12 protein-coding genes are annotated in these 20,905 nt (G+C 62.4%); 8 read left to right on the plus strand and 4 right to left on the minus strand.

The window, feature by feature from the left end; all coding sequences use genetic code 11:
- Positions 1 to 54: 54 nt before the first annotated feature.
- Together QNM96_RS09480 and QNM96_RS09485 are read right to left on the minus strand one after the other, a co-directional pair.
- Positions 55 to 693: an NAD(P)H-binding protein gene (locus QNM96_RS09480; protein WP_283835938.1), complete on the minus strand. Its 639-nt coding sequence runs from the start codon at positions 691 to 693 to the stop codon at positions 55 to 57.
- Between the two features lie 278 nt (positions 694 to 971).
- Positions 972 to 1,385 carry a CBS domain-containing protein gene (locus tag QNM96_RS09485; protein WP_283835939.1) on the minus strand — a complete coding sequence of 138 codons (414 nt, stop codon included), beginning with the start codon at positions 1,383 to 1,385 and terminating at the stop codon, positions 972 to 974.
- Between the two features lie 193 nt (positions 1,386 to 1,578).
- Between QNM96_RS09485 and QNM96_RS09490 the strand changes: the two genes are divergently transcribed.
- The 4 genes from QNM96_RS09490 to QNM96_RS09505 all read left to right on the plus strand — a co-directional run bounded on the left by QNM96_RS09490 (position 1,579) and on the right by QNM96_RS09505 (position 9,338).
- Positions 1,579 to 3,924, plus strand: coding sequence for a hypothetical protein (locus QNM96_RS09490; RefSeq protein WP_283835940.1), 2,346 nt, complete (start codon positions 1,579 to 1,581; stop codon positions 3,922 to 3,924).
- On the plus strand, positions 3,917 to 4,960 hold the full coding sequence (locus QNM96_RS09495; protein WP_283835941.1) for a PD-(D/E)XK nuclease family protein: 1,044 nt from the start codon (positions 3,917 to 3,919) through the stop codon (positions 4,958 to 4,960). Before QNM96_RS09490 ends, QNM96_RS09495 begins: the two co-directional genes overlap by 8 nt.
- Positions 4,953 to 8,768 carry an ATP-dependent DNA helicase gene (locus QNM96_RS09500; protein ID WP_283835942.1) on the plus strand — a complete coding sequence of 1,272 codons (3,816 nt, stop codon included), beginning with the start codon at positions 4,953 to 4,955 and terminating at the stop codon, positions 8,766 to 8,768. The genes QNM96_RS09495 and QNM96_RS09500 overlap by 8 nt, the downstream gene beginning before the upstream one ends.
- 81 nt (positions 8,769 to 8,849) lie before the next feature.
- Positions 8,850 to 9,338 carry an 8-oxo-dGTP diphosphatase gene (locus tag QNM96_RS09505; RefSeq protein WP_283836365.1) on the plus strand — a complete coding sequence of 163 codons (489 nt, stop codon included), beginning with the start codon at positions 8,850 to 8,852 and terminating at the stop codon, positions 9,336 to 9,338.
- A 105-nt stretch (positions 9,339 to 9,443) separates the two neighbouring features.
- Here QNM96_RS09505 and QNM96_RS09510 read toward each other — a convergent pair whose 3' ends face one another.
- Positions 9,444 to 10,415: an NADPH:quinone oxidoreductase family protein gene (locus tag QNM96_RS09510; protein ID WP_283835943.1), complete on the minus strand. Its 972-nt coding sequence runs from the start codon at positions 10,413 to 10,415 to the stop codon at positions 9,444 to 9,446.
- Positions 10,416 to 10,612: 197 nt separating this feature from the next.
- Positions 10,613 to 12,583, minus strand: coding sequence for an alpha-amylase domain-containing protein (locus QNM96_RS09515; protein WP_283835945.1), 1,971 nt, complete (start codon positions 12,581 to 12,583; stop codon positions 10,613 to 10,615).
- Between the two features lie 255 nt (positions 12,584 to 12,838).
- Between QNM96_RS09515 and proS the strand changes: the two genes are divergently transcribed.
- The 4 genes from proS (at position 12,839) to QNM96_RS09535 (ending at position 20,905) form a co-directional block, all read left to right on the plus strand.
- Positions 12,839 to 14,326 carry a proline--tRNA ligase gene (gene proS / locus QNM96_RS09520; RefSeq protein ID WP_283835947.1) on the plus strand — a complete coding sequence of 496 codons (1,488 nt, stop codon included), beginning with the start codon at positions 12,839 to 12,841 and terminating at the stop codon, positions 14,324 to 14,326.
- Positions 14,327 to 14,812: 486 nt separating this feature from the next.
- Positions 14,813 to 19,363, plus strand: coding sequence for a glutamate synthase large subunit (gene gltB / locus QNM96_RS09525; protein ID WP_283835949.1), 4,551 nt, complete (start codon positions 14,813 to 14,815; stop codon positions 19,361 to 19,363).
- A 274-nt stretch (positions 19,364 to 19,637) separates the two neighbouring features.
- Complete coding sequence (locus tag QNM96_RS09530) at positions 19,638 to 19,859, plus strand: hypothetical protein (RefSeq protein ID WP_283835951.1); 222 nt, start codon at positions 19,638 to 19,640, stop codon at positions 19,857 to 19,859.
- Between the two features lie 170 nt (positions 19,860 to 20,029).
- Complete coding sequence (locus tag QNM96_RS09535) at positions 20,030 to 20,905, plus strand: ABC transporter ATP-binding protein (RefSeq protein ID WP_283835952.1); 876 nt, start codon at positions 20,030 to 20,032, stop codon at positions 20,903 to 20,905.

The following is a 20,905-nucleotide window of genomic DNA, read 5'->3' on the forward strand; positions in this document are numbered from 1 at the left end:
AATTTTCTCGAGGGCGCTCTCGAATCGGAAGCCGCGATCGGATCCGATCGGCCGTCAGTATCCGACGCCGAGTTGCGTGTGGATCGCATCGCCGCTTTCGAGTTCGTCGACGAACGCGACGGCGAAGTCCTCCATCGAGATGTGACTCTCGCCGTCGTCGGTGGCCACGAGCTGTCCCTCGGCGGTTCGGTACTCGCCGGTCCGCTCACCGGGCTCGATTCGGGCCGCCGGCGCGACGTACGACCACTCGAGGTCGTCGGCGTCGCGAATCTCCTCGAGGGCGTCGATGTGTGCCTGTGCGAGGGGAACGAGATCGTCCGGGAACTCGTCGGTCTCGATGAGTTTCGTGTCCAGGCCGACGCTCAGTCCTCCCGCGCCGCCGGTCCAGACGAGGCGGTCGACGTCCGTTCGCCCAACTCCTGTGATGAGGGTATCCGCCATTTGGGGGAGGATGTCGACTTCCTCGTTTTTTGCGGGGCCGAGCGCCGATGCGACCGCATCGTGTCCCGCGGCGAGGTCGGCGACGTCGTCCGCGTCGGTCGCGTCGCCGGCAACCGCTTCGACGTTTGGATCATCGACCCCTTCGATCTCGCCGCTTCGAGAAACGCCGGTTACCTCGTGACCGCGCTCCGTGAGTTCGTCCGTTATTCGCCGTCCGATTCGTCCGCTCGCGCCGAATAGGAGTACGTTCATGATGTTTTTCGTGGCTATTGGTATTGTCTCCCACAGTAAAATAAAATATGGTCTCTGTGGAGCGGACCTCTCGAGAAAGCCAGTTCGTTCGGCAAACGGCGGTAATTCTTCCCACCCAAGAGACCGCTTTGATTCGACGGACACAGTCGCGTAGCAACTATGAACGTAGGATCGTTATCACCGACCGTCGACGGTGGTGAAGAGAAACCGCGTTGAACGGCAGTTGGAAGCGCCACTCGTCTCGGCGATCTGAGTCCCTGTACCCTCGACCGGTGCCGTTACTCTGCTCCGCCGGGACTCGGCGTCTCGACGTGGGAAAGATAGGCCGTGAGGTCCGAAGTCGTGATGATTCCGATGACGCCTTCGTCGCCGTTTACCACCGGAACGTGGTGGAAGCCGTGCTCGACCATCACGTCCGCAACTTCTCGTATGCTGTCCTGTGCTGATGCCGTGATGACGTCCGTCGTCATATAGCGCGAGACTTCGGTCTCGGCTTTGGGATAGCTCTCGGCGACGATCGTGATGAAGTCCGTCGAGGTGAGAATACCCTCGAGCTGGTTCTGTTCGTCGACGACGACGACCGAGCCGATTTCGTTCTCGAGCATCCGTTGTCCCGCCTCTTCGACCAGCGTATCGGGGCTGACCGTGTGAAGGGACGTAGACATCAGTCTCGCGACGAAAATATCGTCCATGCAGATGTGTTATGCGTGAACACTATAATGTGTATCGGAGCCGGATTGTTCCAACGCCGAACGTAATGGCTTCAGTTTATCCTCGAGTTGATGGATCGTGGACATCAACCCGGCAGATATATTTCAACCGGAGACAGTCCGTCGTGCTTGCGTTTAAATACGAGACGGCCACAAAGGATGACTAGACGAACCGATGGTCGGAACCACACCCACCCTCGAGGGAACGCTCGCAGTCTTGCCGACGCTTTCCAGCGACCTCCTCGAGCTCGTCGCAACCGAGTACGATGCCCTCTGTCGGGAACACGGGTCGGGCAACGTCCTCGTCTTGAAGCGCCATCCGACCGGACTCGACCGTGTTCGCGAGGCGCTCGCCCGCGAGCGCACGACCGCGGCCAACGGAAGGAGTGCGGACGAGAACAGTGCAGGCGAAAACCCCGTGACTACCGGTCCCCGGTCGCCGCGTCTGGAGTCGCTTCCCGAGCACGCCTCGAAGGTCCTCGAGGAGTACGATCCGATGCTCGACCGCCTCGAGTACGAAGAGCGGATCGAACTCATCTCGCTGGTTATCGACGGTGCGAGCCGGGACGTGCCGCCGTATCTCGAGCGGGCGGCCGACCACGAGAGCTTCGGCCGCGACGTCGGACAGCTGTTGCTCGAGGCGACGCGACAGCGGATCCGCCTCCGCCGCGACGAAGCTGATTCCGCCCGTTCCGATACGCAGATCCCACCCGAGGAGCTCCACGACTGCCTCGAGTTCCTCTACGCGATGAACGACCGGTTCCACGAGGAACTCGACGCTCGGGGATACGTCGAACGTGCCGACGTTGTCCCGAAGGCGGTCGACCTTCTCGAGGAGAACCGAGACGGCGTCCGCACCCGCATCACCTCGTCGTTCGACGCCGTGCTCGCGCTCGAATTCGAGGAGTTTCGCCATCTCGACCGACGGTACCTCGCCGCGCTCTCCCAGGACGCGACGCTCGTCTGTCTCGGCGAACCGCACGCGAGCACCGAGCGAACGCGGGTCGAACCCGGATCGCTCGAGGAAATCGCCGACGGGCTCGAGGTCGAATCCGTTTCCGAGCGACGAGCGACCGCCCCTGACGGTGAGCCAGATACCACTTCCAACGCCCGTCCCCCACACCGCCCGATCACGAAATTTCTCGCAACGGGACGAACGGCTGGATCGGACGAGACACGAACCGAACCAGGGACCGCTCGACGCATCCGGGCTCGAACGCGTCGCGAGCAAGTCGATGCGGTCGCGACCGAGATCCAGTCGATCCGTGACCGACGGGACTCCCTTCGATACGACGACATCGCGGTCGCCGTCCCTCGAGTCGAACAGGTGCCCGAAACCCGAACGCGGCTTCGAGATGCCGCCATCCCGACGGCGACGATCGGCGTCCCTTCGCTCGCGGAGGATCCGGCGGTCAACGAACTCTACGCCTTCGTCACGCTCCAGTGTGCTCGTGAGGACGGGATACTCCCCGCAGATTTTGGTGAATCAGAGCTACCGCAGACCCGTCGTGACACTCGTCGAAACGAAACACGAACCGTCGCATACGATCGCCTTGAGGCCCGCGTCGACGGATTTTCCTCGGACCTTCTTGAGGAGTGTGCCGGCGCGAGCGTCTCGAGATCGGTCGAGCGCTGGATCGTCCGAACGAACTTGAAAGGTCGAATCTCGAACAAGGAGGAGTGGGTCGACGCCAGAGAACAGTTCGAAGGTATCCAGCGGGTGCTCGAAATCGCTCGTTTCGTCGAGGAGACCGACCTCGTCGGCCCCGACTGGGAGGGGCTTCGGCGGATGCTCGAGCGGACGATCAGGTACGACGCACCCCACGTCCACGCGGTCGACACCCGCGCTCCGACGGGCGGGGTGACGGTCTGTGCGATCGATGAACTGGCGTACGATCCACACGCCGTCGTCTTCCTGCTCGACGTGACCGAAGCGAACTACCCCGGTGACCCCGCACTCACGCAGCTGTTTCCGACGGCTTGGCTCCGCGAAATGTCTTACTACCCGGCCGTCACCGATCCCGACCCGCGGGAGCTCGAGCGAACCTTCGAGCCGGTTGCAGACGCGGAGTCCGTCACGAATCCTTTCGAGACCTATCACGCCCAGCGCGCTCGCAGACGATTGGCGATCGGCACACGAGCGGCGACTGAGCGTCTCTACTGCTGTTCGTACGAACGCGGCTCGGGCGGGCTCCGCCGGACGCACGACGAATCCCGCTATCTGAAACTCCTCGAGCGGGAACCGAACTGTTCGCTCAAGGACGTCGACGTGACGGGCAGAGAGGCGGCGATCTACGGCGAGTCGAACGCACTCGAGGCGCTGCTCGACCAGCCCCGCGGTGAACTCACTCGCCTCCTGCGGGAGGCAAGCACGGGTGGCGACGCCGACCTCGCCGAGACCGAAGCGCTGTTCGAAGAGATCGCGCTCGTTCTCGCGGAAGGCGATATCGACGAGGAACTTGAGACCGCGGTCTACTCCCAGTTTGAGTTCGCCGCGGGGGAGGTGAGTCGCCGTGAGTGATCGACGGCTCTCGGTCGGCGCGATCGAGTCGTATCTCCGCTGTCCTCGCCGGTACGAGTTCGCCCATGTCCAGGAGTTACACAGCGACGAGGCCGACTCGCCGTCGACGGATCGAGTCGATCTGCTCCGACGAGCTATTTGCGACGGTCTCCGGACCGGCGAAACCGATCCGGACTCCCTCGAAAGCGCCGTCATCGAGCGCCTCTCGACGCTCTGGAGCGAGTACGACGAGCGGTTTCACTCGCGAGCGCAACGGGAGTTCGAACGTCGCGTACTCGACGCGACCGCGCGGGCGTACGTCGATGCGGTCGGGGCGGCCCACGCGTCGGGACTCGCCAAGCTTCGAAACACGGGCAGGGCCGGAGAGCTGGTCGGTCCGGACCTCCCGCTGTCGTCGACGGTTTCCGTTTCGACATCGAGTTCGGCTCCGTCCGACGCCGACGATTCGCTTCGTTCCGTGGCTCTCGAGTCGGCCGTCGACTACGTCTACGGTGAAGGTTCTTCACTCGTGGGCGTCCGCTTCGTTCCGACGATCGACTCGCTCGGGCTCCTCCGATACCGGTCCTCGTGGGAAGGAGACGTCGAAACGCTGTTCGCGGACCACTTCGACCCCGACGACTCGACCTTCGAACCCGGACCGGTCGGCGCGCTCCTCGAGACGGCCGTCGTCCTCGACGGACTCCGCGAACTGTGCGATCGACTCGGTCTCGAGGGCCGAACCTGCCGGTACCTCCTGATTCCGCTGGCCGACCGATCCCAGAACTCGGTCAACTGGGTCAGCGAAACCGTCGAGACGACTGTCGAGGGGATCGATCTGACCGACATCTTCATCGACCATCACACGTTCGGAATGACGCACGAACACCGAAACGGAACGATCGAGAACCGACTTGCAACCGTCGTCGAACAACTCGTTTCCGGATCATTCGACCCCTCGAGACAGTGGGACCAGATCGAATCCGAATCGTGCCCAGACTGTGGGTACGCGGTCTGTTGTCCCGAGTACCTCTCTCAGGAGGTGCGTTTCGATGGATGAGCCCCTCGAGCCGGAAATCGGTGATTTCGTCGGATCGGACGGATCAGATTCCTCTGATCCGAACGATCCAGATCCGCTCGAGCCGAAGGGCAATCAGCGAGCCGTTATCGAAAGTCAGAGCGCGTCGACCTCCGTCGACGCGGGTGCTGGAACCGGCAAAACGACGACGATGCTCATGCGGATCGAACGCGCTATCGACCGCGGAGAGGTCGATCCCGAGAACGTGCTGGTGCTGACCTTCGCGAACGAGGCCGCCTCGAGCATCCGCGAAGCCGTCACCGAACGGCTCGACCCCGAAGCCGCGGCGGCCATTGACGTCTACACCTACCACTCGTTCTGTTACCAGCTCGTCCGCGAGTACGCCTACTACCTCGGCCTCTCGCCGGACTTCGAAATCGTGACCGAACGCAAGCGACGGCGGATCGTCGGCCGGCTACTCGCCGAAACGGAGTACGACTTCGCGGCGGCTCCCGCTCGCGGCGACGGCTCCCCAGAGGACCTCGCCGACGCCGTCGACTGGTTCATCGCGACGATGAGCCAGGAGAACGTCGGTCCCGAAACCCTCGAGTCACAGCTCCCCGCGGTTCGCACGCTCGAGCTGTGTACCGAGTTCGTCCTCTGGCTCGAGGATCTCGCGACTGCCGAGTTTTCGTTCGACAACGAGGCGTTTCGGTTCTTCAACGATCCCGACCATCTCGAGGCTGCACGCGAATCGCTGATCGAGTACGGCAAGCTTGTCGGCTTCTGTCGCGAGAAAATCGCGGAAGCGCCGAGCGAGTTTCGAGCCGATTCTGTCGTTCGGACGATCGATCGATATCTCCGGGCGCTTCAGACGTGCGTGACCAACACGCTCGAGACGATCTCGCTCGAGGAGCCAACGACCAAACACCTTCCCCGGGCCCTGTTCGGAAACGAAATCTGGGGCGATTCGACGGGTCGACTCGAGCAGACGCCGTTCGGTCGGTTGAAACACTACGTCGAGTTCCTACGGCTCGCTCGACACTATACCGATGTCTACGCGGATTACCGAGAGACCTTGGCGAACGAGCACGCCGTCGACTTCGACGAACTCGTTCGAACGGCGACCGGACTACTTACCGACGAAGACGACTCGCGGCCGCCCGAGGGCGAGGCCGGAACGAACTCCGTCGCCGACGAAATCGCGGGTCGCTGGGAACACGTCTACTGCGACGAGTTCCAGGATACCGACGAGACGCAGTTCAGACTCATTCGGTCGCTTACTTCAGGAACGGATCGTCCCGACCTGCTCGCCATCGGCGACAAGGATCAGGCGATCTACGGCTGGCGCGGCACCGATCGGAAGGGCCTCGATCGACTCGCCGACACCGACGACGATCACGAGTCGATCGAACTCGAGTTGAACTTTCGCTCGCGCCAGGAGATCCTCGATCTGACGAACCACTGTTCGTACGGCCCGCAGTCCTCGAAGACGCTCCGGGAGAACGACCGAACGATCGGTGAGTATGACGAGCCCGACCCGCCCCACCGGGTCCTGAAGGTCGAAAGCGATAAACTCCCCTGGTCGCCATCCGAACAGGTCGGTGCGGCGGTTTCCCGACTGCTCAACGGGCAGTTCGAGAACGTTCCGCAGCGCTCGCTCGAGGACGTCGCGATCATCGTTCGAACGAACCGGCAGGCACAGGCTGTCGCCGACGAACTCGAGAACCTCCGGATCCCCTACGAGGTTTCCGGGTCGCCGCGAGGCGATATTTCACCCGGTATCCGGACGGTCCTCTCGTATCTCCGCGTGCTGGTCGATCCGGATGCTGATGCCCATCTCCGGCGCGTGTTGCTCTACCGATATCGAATCCCCGAATCGGACCTCGAGACGCTCGCTCGCCGCAATGACTCGCTGTACGAGGCGTTGTTCGACCTCGAGTTCTCTGATAACGGTGACACCGACGGCGATCAGGGATCGGTCGACGCCCTCGACCGACTCGAGCGGGCCCGCGATCACCTCGGCGCGCTCGAGTCCATTCAGGACGTCTATCCCCTCTCGGAGTTCGTCCGTCGCTTCCGAGAGCGGACGAACCTCGAGTGGTTCCTGACCGCCGACGAGCGGACGGAACTCGAGCGGATCGATCGGTTCGTCGAGGCGTACAACGGGGACTCGGTGCTGGACCGGCTCACGCCGCGGTTCGTCGACGCACTCGAGCGAACGCTCCGCGGGAGCGAGTCGTCGTTCAGTCGCGGATCGCGATCGACGGATAGCGTCGACGTGATGACGGTCCACCAGGCGAAGGGACTCCAGTTCGATACCGTTCTCGTCCCCTTCCTCTCGGATGAGGAGTGGTGCGTCGACGGCGATTACGCTCGCCGAGATCGGTACCGGCTCCTCGAGGCGACGCTTGATGACGAAATCGACTCACCCCTGCTCGAGAACCTCGCGGCCGACCCGCTCGGCGAGGAGTGGCGCGTGTTACATGTCGCGCTCACTCGAGCCGAAAACCACCTGTTCGTGTTCGGATCGGCCTACGAGTATGACGGCGACGAGACGCAGTTGTCCGTTTCCACGGCTGAGGGCTGTCTCGCCGAGGAAATCGAGTGGTCCGTCGCGGGGAAACGAATGGACCTCTGGACGACGGTGACCGAGAGCTTCGAAACCGTTCGCGAGCAGTATCCGGAGACTGTCGTCGACTGTACCGAGACGCTTGGGTCCACCACACGGACGAATCCGGGAACGATCATCTACTACCAGGATTACGACGACCGGCGGATCGAACCGCTCGAGACGCGACAGGCCATCGAGACGGTTCACCAGCTTGGTCGACTACTTCGCGGAAACCGATTGCTTCCGGCCGCCGACGCCTCGAGTGTGCCCGGACTCGAGGACCGGTTCGACGTTCCGACGGATCGACAGGCGAGCGCGCTGACGACGGAGACGGTTCGGTTTCCCGTCGAGACGCTCTCGACCGTCTCCGAACTCGAGGCGACGATCCGACACAGTTACAGCGCGCTCGAAACCCACGAGACGTGTCCGCGAAAGCACTACCTCGATCACGTCGTTCGGGCGTTCGACGATCCCGACCGAACGCTCGCTCGAGACCTCGAAGCGTCGCCGACCGACTCGAGTTCGTCGGCGATGGACGGACGGGAACACGGCCGTCTCGTCGGCTCTCTCTTCCACGATGTCGCCGAGGAGGCGTTCCACCGCGGCTACGACACCGAGGACGCCTGGCGAGATGCGGCTATCAGACAGCTGACCGCCCGAAACGTTCCGGAGCACCGCGAGGCCGTTCTCGCCTGCATCGAGCGGTATTTCGAGGCCGAGTCGCCCGACTTCGACGACCCCGTCGCCGACTGGGAGCCCGTCGCGGCCGAACTCCCGTTCGTCCTCGAGAACGTTGCGGGCGTATCGGGTGATGTCGTTGGCTACGCCGATTCGGTGCGGCGAACGCCTACAGGAGAGCTGGTCGTCCTCGATTACAAGGCAACGGCCGAGCGGATCGATCCCGACGACGCCGTTCAACTATCGTTGTACGCTCGAGCGTGCGAGCAGGTGTTCGAGGACCCGATCGCCGCAGTGGGTTACGTATACGTCGGTGACGTCGACGGGCCGCGGGTGGATCTTATCGATCCAGACGAACTTCCCGCGTGGTCGACTGTTCGAGGATCGCTCGAGTCCGTTGACGAGCCGGCGTTTACCGAAACGACGCCGGGCTCTCACTGTCGATTCTGCGCGCACCGCTCGCTGGGCTGTGGTCCCGACGAGTACGGGCTCGAGGGGGTAGACGAACCCGAAGAAGTCGGCTCGCTCGAAGTAGACGGCGGCAGTATCCCAGAGTGAATCGCATCGATGCGCTCGAGCGACGCGGTTTCACGCTCGAGCTGCGGGACACATTTGATGGTAGGGCATCCACCGTTGAACATGATCGAAGCGACGCTCTGTTTTGTCGTTCGCGACGGCTGTGTACTACTGATCGAGAAACGCCGCGGACTCGGCGAAGGACTGTACAACGGCCCCGGCGGAAAACTCGAGGATGGCGAAACGCCTCGGGCGTGTGCGATTCGGGAAACGCGCGAGGAGGTGGGTATCGAGGTGTCGGAGCCGGAGAAGGCAGGAACACTCGAGTTCGTTCTCGACGGATCTCTCCACACGAAGTGTCACGTTTTTCGGACGGATTCGTTCGACGGCGAACCGACGATGACTGCGGAGGCGCGACCGGAGTGGTTCGCTATCGACGACGTTCCCTACGACAGGATGTGGGAGGACGACCGATACTGGCTTCCCGGCGTTCTCGAGGGGAAAACGGTCGCGGGACAGTTCCGCTTTGCGGGCGGTGAACCGCTGGACGAGGCCGAGTTTGTTGACTACGATCTCGAGTGGTCCGTCTCGTTCCCGGGAACGCACCGATGATCGATCACAGGATCGGTTCGCTGATCGTTTTTGCTCGACCGTCTTTCGAAAAGAGCGTCGCGCTCGGACTGTTTCGGATGGGCTGTTCTGCCCTTTCGAAACTCGCTACGGCGTTAGAACGACTTTGCCCGCACTCTTGCGATCCTCGATGTACTGGTGGGCCTCGGCCGCGTCCTCGAGCGGGAACGAGTCGCCGACGATGACCTCGAGGTCCCCGGACGTAAGCCCCTCCGTGAGTTCGGGGACGGCCTTCATAATCTTGCTCGGGTCGTGGTAAGACGCCTGACCGAGGTGAAAGCCGGAGACGGTTTTGTTCTCGAAGAGGAGCCGTCGATTCTGCGCTTCGGCCGGGACACCGCTGGCGACGCCGTAGGTGACGAGCCGGCCGAAGTGCGAAAGTGCGTCGAGGCTTCGGTCGAAGACGTCGTCGCCGACGCTTTCGAGGACGAGGTCGACGCCCTCGCCGTCGGTTTCCTCCTCGATCGGTTCTCTGAAGTCCACTTCCGTGTACTGGATCGGATGATCACATCCCAGTTCTTCGGCGAGTTCGAGCTTTTCCTGCGTGCTCGCGGTTCCAAAGACCTCGGCACCGGCCTGGGAGGCGAGCTGTACCGCGGCCGTGCCGACGCCGCCCGCTGCGGCCTGGATCAGCACCGATTCGCCCTCCTCGAGGCCGCCCCACTCGAACAGACAGGAGTGAGCGGTGAGAAACTGGACAGGAAAGCCGGCGGCCTCCTCGAAGCTCATTCCCTCGGGAATCGGGAACAGCATCTGTGCGTTCGCGGTCGCGTACTCTGCGTAGCCGCCAGTGTTGAGCATCGCGACGACGCGGTCGCCCTCCTCGAGGTCGACGCCTTCACCTGTGGCCTCGACCGTCCCCGCAGCTTCCATGCCGGGCGTGTAAGGCGCGTCGGGACCGCCCGGGTAGACTCCGCGGCGTTGCATGATGTCCGCGAAGTTGATCCCGGCGGCTTCGACCTCGATGCGGACCTCGCCCGGTTCGGGCTCGGGTTTCTCCTCGTCGACGACCTCGAGTGCGTCACTTTCTCCGTACGCTGTTACCTCGATAGCTCGCATGGGCTACCATTTGTAACACAGTCGCATAAAAGGACGAGAACTGATAAGAACCGGGCGGCCGTTTCTCCTCGAGCGGTTGAACGGTGTTCCACTCAAGCTTCGAACGGCGGATCGGACCGACTTTCGAACGGCGGATCCACCCGCACCTGGAGGGGAGTCCCGATCGTGCAGTCATCAATCTCGGGATGAACCGTCGATCACGCGGAGTCATCTTCCCACCCCTGATGATCGGGCTCGAGGTCGGTGTGATCGTGATTGTCGCCGTCCTCCCAGGTGTCTCCAGTTTCGTCGGACGGACCGCGTCGGGTTTTCCACTCGAACTCGCCGGGATCGTCGATGGTGACTTCCCAGACGTGTCCTTCGGACCAGGTTCCTTCGATTCCGCCGCCCCAGTCGGTGAGTTCGTCGGTACTCCCGGTGAAGTAGACGGATTCGCCGTATCCGACGTCGACCATCGCACGCAACGTGAGTTCTCCGTCTTCGTCATCGCCGACCACGAGCGCCGCGGTGTCGGAATCGTCCGAGATGGCGACCGTCAGGTCGTACTCGCCGTCCTCGAGGTCGTCCGTTTCCACGTCGAAGTCGACCGAGGTCGACGATTCGGCGTCGACGCAGACGCTCTCGCTCGCCGAGTCGGTTCCGTCGACCGCGAGCGTCACCTCGTCCTCGAGATCTTCCTCACCGGCGCTGACGGTGACGTCGACCTCGGCGGTTTCGCCCTCCTCGACCGCGTACTCGATTGAGTTGAACGACACTGCGTCCGCTTCCGGATCCGGGTCGGCGTCGTCGTCGGGAACGTACATGACGTATCCCTCGCTGGGGATCTCGAGCGTGACCTCGCCGCTAGCGTCGACCTCGAGGTCGTCGCCGTTGCCGGTGGCGTCGACGAGGGTGGTATCGCTCCAGGACGTTTCGACCGCGACGGATTCGGACTGGTTCCCTTTGTTGATTCCCGCAAGGAGGGTCCCGTCCCGCTCGAAGACGTAGTGGTCGACGCCGACATCGCGGTCGACGACGTTGCCGTGGGCGTACTCGTTCGAGATCTGAACGAGCGTCGACAGCCCGTCGTCCTCGAGTTCGTGGTGATCGCTGGGCCCGGAACGGTAGATCATCGGCATGCCGGCGTAAGCAAGGACGAACGCTTCGGCGAGTTCGACCTCGCGACCTTCGGGGACGGTCTGGGCGTCGTCGGTCTCCTGGACGTTCGGGCCGACTGTGTCGTGGTTCTGGACGAACGTGACGGCCGCGCTCGGATCCTGATGGACGACGCCTGGGGAGGCGTTCTGGGAGAGGTTCTCCATGCTCCCGTTGTCGAACGCGTCCACGATGGCCGAGTAGAGCGGGAAGTCAAAGACGGTCATCCCCGTGTCGGCCCACTCGAGCAGGCCGTCGACGTCGCCTTCGTCCCAGACTTCGGCGACGCGCCAGAGGCCGAGGTCGTCGGCGAGCGGATTGACGTGCTCTTGCATATACCACGGCCAGACGTGGGCGGCCGCGTCGTAGCGGAGCCCGTCGGCACCCAGATCGGCGACCCTCTGGAGGTACGCCTCGTGAGCGGACTGTACCTCCGGGTGGTCCACGTCCAGCGACGGCAGACCGAGCAGATCGCACTCGTAGTCGGCCGCTTCGCCGTCCACCTCGCAGTCGTCGCCGAGCGTTCCGTTGTCGTGGAAGTGTTCGTCCTCGTCGAACTGCGGCCAGTCGACGGTTCCGTCGGGGCCGTCGGGGTTGGCCATGTGGTTGAGCACGACGTCGACGATGACCTTGATACCGTGCTCGTGAGCGGTCTCGATCAGCGACTCGAGTTCGGCTTCCGTGCCGAGCGACGAGTCGAAATTCTCTAGGTCGACGGGCTGGTAGCCGAGCGGGGGGTGGTGATCGCGGTGGCCGAAGGGGCCGACTTCGTCGTAGTGGCCCGTGCTTCCGTCGTAGGTGAGGTCGTCCCAATCGAGTTTTCCTTCAGCGGGCTGTTGGATCCAGATTGCCCCGAACCCGGTTTCGGCGATATCTGGGATTCGGGCTTCGATCTCGGTCCACTCGCGGTGGAAAAACTGCAGGGCAACGGTGTCTTCGTCGGCTTCGGGTTGATCCGGAAGCGACTGTGCGCCGGCCGTTCCGAGCGCGGAACCGGAAATCGCGAGCGTCCCGAGCGCCGCGCTGGCTTTCATGACTGTCCGTCGGTCGATACTGGTCCGTCGGTCGATACCACTCTGTCGTCGCTTCCTGCTTTGCCTGTGGTTATCTCTCATGGCAACAGAGACAATAACATGGGAAGTAATAATACATAATGGTTTTAACGACAGTTCGAAACGCCATCATTCTAGGATCTGATACTGGTCATCCAGGCCGAATCTTCGAGTGGCCGTGACATTCCCCGACCCACCTTCGCATCGTTTAAGACCGCGCTGACTGCATGTCGTGGTATGAGCAACGAGAGTCAGGAACTCGGGATTACCGAGTCGAAATCGCACAAACCCGGCGAGTGGTACGCCGAAGTCGTTCAGAAGGCCAACATCGCCGACTACGCGCCGATGGGCGGCTTTATCGTGACGAAGCCACGCGGCTACGCCCTCTGGGAACGCCTGCAGGACGAACTCGACGGCTGGTTCAAAGAGACCGGCGTCGACAACGTCTACTTCCCGATGTTCATCCCCGAGTCCTTCCTGGAGCGCGAGAAGGACGTCGTCGAAGGCTTCGACCCCGAAGTCGCCTGGGTTACCCACGGCGGTCACGACGAACTCGAGGAGCGACTCGCGGTGCGGCCGACGAGCGAGTCGATCATCGCGCCGTTCATGGCCGACTGGACCCGAAGCCACCGGGACCTGCCGCTTCGGCTCAACCAGTGGTGTTCGGTCGTTCGCTGGGAAGCGACTGAGACCAAGCCGTTCTTCCGAACGAAGGAGTTCATGTGGCAGGAGGGCCACACCGCCCACGCGACCGACGAGGGCGCGTGGGACGAAGTCTGGACCAGACTCGGGCAGTACGAGCGAGTGTACGAAGACGTGCTTGCGATCCCCGTACTTCGCGGGAAAAAGCCCGAGCACGACAAGTTCCCCGGCGCGGATACGACGACGACCGTCGAGGCGCTGATGCCCGACGGAAAGTCGGTTCAGGGCGGAACCAGTCACCACCTCGGACAGAGCTTCGCCGAGGCGTTCGACATCACCTTCGTCGACGAAGACGAGGAAGAACAGACCGCCTACACGACGTCGTGGGGACTCTCCTGGCGCGCACTCGGTGCTCTCATCATGACACACTCCGACGATCAGGGGCTCGTGCTTCCGCCGACGATCGCGCCGACGCAGGTCGTCATCGTCCCGATCTGGCAGGAAGATACCAAAGATAAAGTCCTACAGTACTCGTCCGAAATCGCCGCGGAACTCGAGGACGCCGGCGTTCGCGTCGAACTCGACGACCGGGACGAGCGAAATCCCGGCTTCAAGTTCAACGAACACGAACTCAATGGCGTTCCACTTCGACTCGAGATCGGTCCGAACGAGGTCGACGACGAGGAGGTTACGCTGGTTCATCGGCCCGACAACGAGAAGGTCTTCGAGGGCCGCTCCGGTATCGTCGATACCGTCGAGTCGAACCTCGATACCGTCTACGACAAACTGTACGCGGCCGCCGAAGAGACCCTCAAGAACAACGTTCGCGAGGCGGACAGTCCCGAGGAGATCATGGGGACGATCGGTAAACACGGCGGCTACGTTCGAGTGCCGTGGTGTGGCGACCCGGCCTGCGAGGAGGCCATCAAGGAGAAAGTCTCTGCGGAAATCGTCATGCAGCCGTTGGCCGAAGAGGGCGGATCGACGACGGGCGTCCCGGAAACGCCCGAGGACGACGATGCGGAGTGTGCAGTATGTGGCGAATCTGCGGATCAGATCGCGTATTTCGCGAAATCGTACTAAATCGCTCGATTCGGTCGTTGACGCGTACTAACTCTCGCTTTTCGCGTGGGACCTGCCGTTCGATGAACTCGTGCCCGTCTGGTCGAACTCATCGCCATTCACCATTCTGTTCTTCATAACTAAGGTGAATGTAGTTCTTGTTGATATTCTCCCACGCTGAAGCGCGAGGCTTTCTCCTCGATCTCGTAAAGAGTACGGAAAGTAGTACGATGACCGAGTATTTTCTGCTCTCAGTAACCAATGCTAATCGTCGCTTGTTGTATATGAACACACCTAATCAATTAGCCCGCAACTCCTTGCCACCGGAAACTAACCTGAATACGTGGTGCTCGCTTGCCCAAGCGACCACTACGTGCCTCTGACACTTTTGTAGTAAATTCGATAGTCCAAACTGCGAACACAATACCTTATATCTGATTATATGTGTCTATAATACACCTAGTCATTATGGGTCAGCCTCTTATGGAAGACGCTCACAGTGGGGGTATGCCACAGCCACAAAGAGCATCATCCACCGACCGTTCACAGGGCCTTGCGGACCCTGCGGACGAGCGGTCGAACTGCGGTGTCGGCGTCGTGATGGACCTAGACGGTGCAGTCGATCACGATGTCGTCGCCGACGGACTCGAATTACTCGTCAATCTCGAACATCGCGGCACGACCGGTGCCGAGGAAAACACCGGTGACGGCGCCGGGATCATGTTACAGAAACCCGACGCCTTCTTCGATGCCGTTCTCGACGCTTCGCTTCCCGAAACCTACGCCGTCGGTTCGCTCTTTTTGCCCCAGGACGACGACGCACGTGACGCTCTCGTCGATATCGCCGAAGAGACGTTTGCGAGCTACGATCTCGAGGTTCTCGAGTGGCGAGACGTCCCGACGAACAACGACGGACTCGGCGACACGGCGGTCGCGTCTGAACCCGACGTCTGGCAGGTCGCACTCGCCCCAGAAGGGGATCTCTCTCAGGAGACGTTCGACCGCCGACTCTACGTCGTTCGGCGTGCGCTCGAAAATTCCATCGAGTCCGCCTCGATCGAGAACGCCGAGCGCTTTTACGTCTGCTCGCTCGATTCGAAGACCATCGTCTACAAGGGACTGTTGAAGGGCGAACAGGTCGAATCCTACTATCCGGATCTCAGCGACGACCGTATCAAATCGAACTTCGTGATGGTCCACGAGCGTTTCTCGACGAACACGCTCGGGGCCTGGCACCTCGCCCATCCGTACCGGAATATCATCCACAACGGGGAGTTCAACACGATTCAGGGCAACATCAACTGGATGCGCGCCCGTGAGACGGACATCGAGAGCGATGTTGTCTCCGATATCGACGCCGTCAAGCCGATCATCGACGACCCCGACCAGTCCGATACCGCGAGCGTCGACAACGCGCTCGAACTCCTCATGCAGGACGGTCGCGATCTCGAGCACGCGCTCCGGATGCTCGTCCCCGAAGCCTGGCGCGGCGATGACTCGATGGATCAGGATCGAAAGGATTTCTACGATTTCCACGCCTCACTTGTCGAGCCGTGGGACGGACCCGCACTCGTCGCGGCGACCGACGGCGAACGCGTCGGTGCCGTTCTCGATCGGAACGGGCTCCGTCCGTGTCGGTACGACGTGACCACCGACAACCGGCTCATTATGGCCAGCGAGGCCGGCGCGCTCGAGACGAGTCCAGATGAAATCGCCGAGCGCGGTCGCCTCCAGCCCGGTCAGCTGTTCCTCGCCGATCCCAAGGAAGGCCGCGTGATTCCCGACGACGAAGTGTTCGAGGACCTCGTCGACGACCGCTACGGCGAGTGGGTCGCCGACGAACAGGTTTCGCTCGACGATATCGTTTCGACGGGCGATAAGACGCCCCAACAGCAGGTTTCAGATCTGCGTAACTTCCAGGCCACCTTCGGCTACACGCACGACGAACTCGAGAACCTGATCGAGCCGATGACCAAGAAGGGCAAGGACCCGGTCGGCTCGATGGGCGACGACACGCCGCTGTCGGTGCTCACCGAGTTCAACCGCCCGCTGTTTTCGTACTTCAAACAGCTGTTCGCACAGGTCACCAATCCGCCGCTGGATTACATCCGCGAGGAGCTCGTCACCTCGATGGAGTCCCGGCTGGGCTACCAGCGCAACTTGCTCGACGAGTCGCCCGAACACGCCCGACAGCTCGTCCTCGACTCGCCGATTCTCACCGACGCGGAACTCGAGTCGGTTCGAGACTGCGAGGCAAACGGGATCACGTCGACGACGATCGACATCACGTACGAACCCGCAAGCGACGAACCCGGCCCGGATCTCGAGGCGGCGATCGAACGCGTTCGCGAGGACGCCGTCGCGGCCATCGAGGACGGCTCCGACATTCTCGTCCTCTCCGACCGCGGCATCGCCGCCGAGTCGGCGGCGATCCCGAGCCTGCTCGCGACGGGTGCGGTTCACCACCACCTCGTTCGCAACGGCCTCCGGAATCACGTCGGCCTCGTCGTCGAGTCCGCGGATCCGCGGACCGTCCATCACTTCGCAACGCTGGTCGGCTACGGTGCGGGCGCGGTCAACCCGTACCTCGCCTACCAGACGATCGAGGACATCACTGCCGGTCCCGACGGCGCGGACACCGATGTGGCGATCGACGCCTACGTCGGCGCGGTCGAGGACGGCCTGCTCAAGATCATGGCCAAGATGGGTATCTCGACCGTCGAGAGCTACCAGGGTGCCCAGATCTTCGAAGCGGTCGGACTCGACTCGAATCTCGTCGCGGAGTACTTCGAAGGCACCGAGAACCGAACCGAAGGGATCGGGCTCGCCGAGATCGAGTCCGACGTCCGCGAACGTCACGAGACGGCCTTCGGCGACGACGAGTCCAAACTCGACCGTCAAGGCGAGTTCGAACACCGATCGAACGGCATTCATCACCAGTGGAACCCCCAGACCGTCGGCGCGCTCCAGCAATCCGTTCGATCGAACGACTACGAGCGATATCAGGAGTTCGCCGAACTGATCAACGACCAGCAGACGGAACTTCAGACGCTTCGGGGCCTGCTCGAGTTCGACTCCGATCGGAAATCGATCCCGATCGAAGATGTCGAACCGATCAAGGACATCGTCCAGCGGTTCTCGACGGCCGCAATGAGTCTCGGGAGCCTCTCGCCGGAAGCCCACGAGAACAACTCCATCGCGATGAATCGCTTGGGCGCGAAGTCGAACTCCGGCGAGGGTGGCGAACCGCCCGAACGGTTCGACACCGAACGCGAGTGCAACGTCAAACAGGTGGCTTCCGGCCGGTTCGGCGTCACCTCGACGTACCTCTCGAGTGCGGACGAACTCCAGATCAAGATGGCCCAGGGATCCAAGCCCGGCGAGGGCGGTCACCTCCCCGGCGCGAAGGTCAACGAGATGATCGCTCACGTCCGCAAGTCCACGCCGGGCGTCGGCCTCATCTCGCCGCCGCCGCTTCACGACATCTACTCCATCGAGGACCTCAAACAGCTGATCTTCGATCTCAAAGCGGCGAACGAGGACGCCGACATCAACGTCAAACTCGTCTCCGAAGCCGGCATCGGCACGGTCGCCGCGGGCGTCGCGAAGGCAAACGCCGACGTGGTCCACATTTCGGGCCACTCCGGCGGCACGGGTGCCTCGCCCCGAACCTCGATCAAGAGCGCCGGCCTCCCCTGGGAGCTCGGCCTCGCCGAAGCTAACCAGATGCTCCGGGAGACGGGACTGCGCGACCGGATCCGCGTCTCGACCGACGGCGGACTGAAGACCGGTCGCGACGTCGCCGTCGCCGCACTCCTCGGTGCTGAGGAGTACATCTTCGGCACCGGCTCGCTGGTCACCAGCGGCTGCGTGATGGCCCGACAGTGTCACAAGAACACCTGTCCGGTCGGCGTCGCCACCCAGCGTGAGGACCTCCGAAAACGGTTCCCCGGCGAACCGGAACACGTCATTAACTACATGACGTTCATCGCCCAGGAACTGCGCGAGATCATGGCCGAACTCGGCTTCGAGACGGTCGATGAGATGGTCGGCCGCGTCGAAGCGCTCGAGCAACGAACTGACGTCGAGCACCCGAAAGCTCGAAAGCTCGACCTCTCCGCACTGCTTGCCAACCCCGAGGGCGATGTCCGCCGGAAGATTCGTGAACAGGATCACGAACTCGAGGAGCAACTCGACCGCAAACTCATCGACGCGGGCGAGCAGGCGATCGAGAACGAGAAGCCGGTCACGCTCGCGACCGACGTGTCGAACGTCGACCGCGCCGTCGGTGCGATGCTCTCGAACCGCGTCACCGACCGCTACGGCGAAGCGGGGCTGCCCGAGGACACGCTGACCGTCGACCTCGAGGGAACCGCCGGACAGAGTTTCGGCGCGTTCCTCGCAAGCGGCGTCTCGATGCACCTGAACGGCAGCGCGAACGACTACGTCGGCAAGGGCCTTTCCGGTGGCAAGCTAACGATCCGGACGCCCGACTCCGCGAGCTACGATCCGGCTCAGAACGTCGCCATCGGCAACGTCGCACTCTACGGCGCGACGGGCGGCGAACTCTACGTCAACGGCGTCGCGGGCGAGCGATTCGCCGTGCGAAACTCCGCGGCCAAAGCGGTCGTCGAAGGCGTCGGCGACCACGGCTGTGAGTACATGACCGGCGGCGTCGTCGCCGTACTGGGCGAGACGGGCAAGAACTTCGCCGCCGGGATGTCCGGCGGCGTCGCCTACGTCTACGACCCCGACGAGGACTTCGACAACCGTGCCAACACCGGCATGGTGACCCTCCACGAAACGCTCGACGACGAGGACGAAGCGATGCTCCGCCGACTCGTCGAGAACCACGTCGCCTACACCGGCTCCGAGCGCGGGCAGGAACTGCTCGAGAACTGGGAACGCACCCTCGAGTCGTTCGTGAAAATCATGCCCGACGCCTACCACGAGGCGATCACCGAGGACGGCCGCGACGACGTTCGCGCCGAACTCCCGGCCACGCCCGAGAGTCCGGCCGAAGCCGAATCGGCGGGATACGCGGCGAGCGACGACTGATCGGCGGTTTTTCTTGGATTGAATTTCGGGTGTGAGCGATTCATTCCCTGTATGAGCGATCCAGTCGGTCAATTTTGCGAACCTCGTCTCGAGTGGTCGGTATTCGCTCGGTACGTGATAGGTCTGTGCGGTAACGTTATACTGGTACAATAGGCATGAGTTCGAGTATTAACCCGATCTGACCGATCACAACCGCATTAATTCGACCGATTCCCATAGACACAACAACAAATAAAAGAGACACTATCGACTGGACTGTCACGGGAAGTGACAAATGACGAGTAGACTGAAAAAGCTGCTTACGAGAAAAGCGTGGAACAACGGCTGGCTCCTCCTCTCGAGCGGACTTTTGGCCGTTTTTCTCGGATCTGCGATTAGGGTTTTCGTCTTCCCCTTCGACTCCGAACTCGTTGAGTTCGTGCACTATGTGGGAACCGTCACGGCGCTCATCCTCTCTTTTGTATACGTGGCCGCTCACATCGACGAACGGATTTGACAGTGCTACGAGGCACGCTGTTGTTGTTTCTGTCGTCGCGGGTTGCTGTTTTGTTCGCTGTCGTCCAATTCGCCGCTCGAGGTAGCCGTCGGTAGTCGTATACGCCAGTACGGGTGTCCTCTTCATGATATTCACTAGCACTTATTTGTGTTCGCTATCTAACTCGATCAATGAATCTGCGATTGACGAACGTCGGCAAACGGTACGCCGAAGGCGTCTGGGGCGTCCGCGAAGTCGACCTCGAGTTGGAGCAGGGAATTCACGGACTGCTCGGGCCCAACGGTGCTGGCAAGTCGACGCTGATGCGAATCATCACGACTGTTGCCGAACCGACTACCGGGAACACCTACTGGAACGGAACCGATACCGGTGAGACGCCCGCTGCCGTCCGGGACGTGCTCGGCTACCTGCCACAGCAGTTCGGCGTCTACCCCGATCTGACCGCGACGGAGTTTCTCGAGTACATCGCCGCGCTCCGCGGACTGGATCGGGAGACCGCCGACGCCCGGATCGAGGAACTGCTCGCGCTGACGAACCTCCAGCAGGCTCGAGACGACAGACTGCGGACGTTTTCGGGCGGCATGCGCCAGCGAGTCGGCATCGCGCAGGCGCTGGTGAACGATCCGGAACTGCTGGTCGTCGACGAGCCCACGGTTGGCCTCGATCCGGAGGAACGGGTCAGGTTCCGAAACGTCCTTTCCTCGACTGCGAGCGATCGCGTCGTCCTTCTTTCGACCCACATTGTGCCGGACATCGAAGCGACGGCAACGACGGTCGCGCTGCTCGAGGAGGGAGAACTCGTGACCCACACTGATCCGGAATCGCTTGTCGAGGCGACCGACGGCAAGGTCTACGAGTACGTCGTACCCCGCGACGACCTCGGGGACGTTCGACGCGAATATCAAGTTTCGGGCACCGTTCAGCGGGCGGACGGCGTCAGCGTGCGGGTGATCGCCGACGAGCGACCGGCTCCCGACGCGACGGCCGTGACGCCGACGCTCGAGGACGCCTACCTCGACCGGATCGAACGGCGCGGGGCGGCCTGA

The sequence above is a fragment of the Halostagnicola sp. A-GB9-2 genome (assembly GCF_030068615.1).
Lineage (GTDB): Archaea > Halobacteriota > Halobacteria > Halobacteriales > Natrialbaceae > Halostagnicola.

Excerpts from the sequence above, each read along its gene's own strand:
- QNM96_RS09480 (WP_283835938.1), bottom strand. The coding sequence starts at position 693 with ATGAACGTACTCCTATTCGGCGCGAGCGGACGAATCGGACGGCGAATA.
- QNM96_RS09485 (WP_283835939.1), bottom strand. The coding sequence starts at position 1,385 with ATGGACGATATTTTCGTCGCGAGACTGATGTCTACGTCCCTTCACACG.
- QNM96_RS09490 (WP_283835940.1), top strand. The coding sequence starts at position 1,579 with ATGGTCGGAACCACACCCACCCTCGAGGGAACGCTCGCAGTCTTGCCG.
- QNM96_RS09500 (WP_283835942.1), top strand. The coding sequence starts at position 4,953 with ATGGATGAGCCCCTCGAGCCGGAAATCGGTGATTTCGTCGGATCGGAC.
- QNM96_RS09505 (WP_283836365.1), top strand. The coding sequence starts at position 8,850 with ATGATCGAAGCGACGCTCTGTTTTGTCGTTCGCGACGGCTGTGTACTA.
- QNM96_RS09510 (WP_283835943.1), bottom strand. The coding sequence starts at position 10,415 with ATGCGAGCTATCGAGGTAACAGCGTACGGAGAAAGTGACGCACTCGAG.
- QNM96_RS09515 (WP_283835945.1), bottom strand. The coding sequence starts at position 12,583 with ATGAAAGCCAGCGCGGCGCTCGGGACGCTCGCGATTTCCGGTTCCGCG.
- proS (WP_283835947.1), top strand. The coding sequence starts at position 12,839 with ATGAGCAACGAGAGTCAGGAACTCGGGATTACCGAGTCGAAATCGCAC.
- gltB (WP_283835949.1), top strand. The coding sequence starts at position 14,813 with ATGCCACAGCCACAAAGAGCATCATCCACCGACCGTTCACAGGGCCTT.
- QNM96_RS09530 (WP_283835951.1), top strand. The coding sequence starts at position 19,638 with ATGACGAGTAGACTGAAAAAGCTGCTTACGAGAAAAGCGTGGAACAAC.
- QNM96_RS09535 (WP_283835952.1), top strand. The coding sequence starts at position 20,030 with ATGAATCTGCGATTGACGAACGTCGGCAAACGGTACGCCGAAGGCGTC.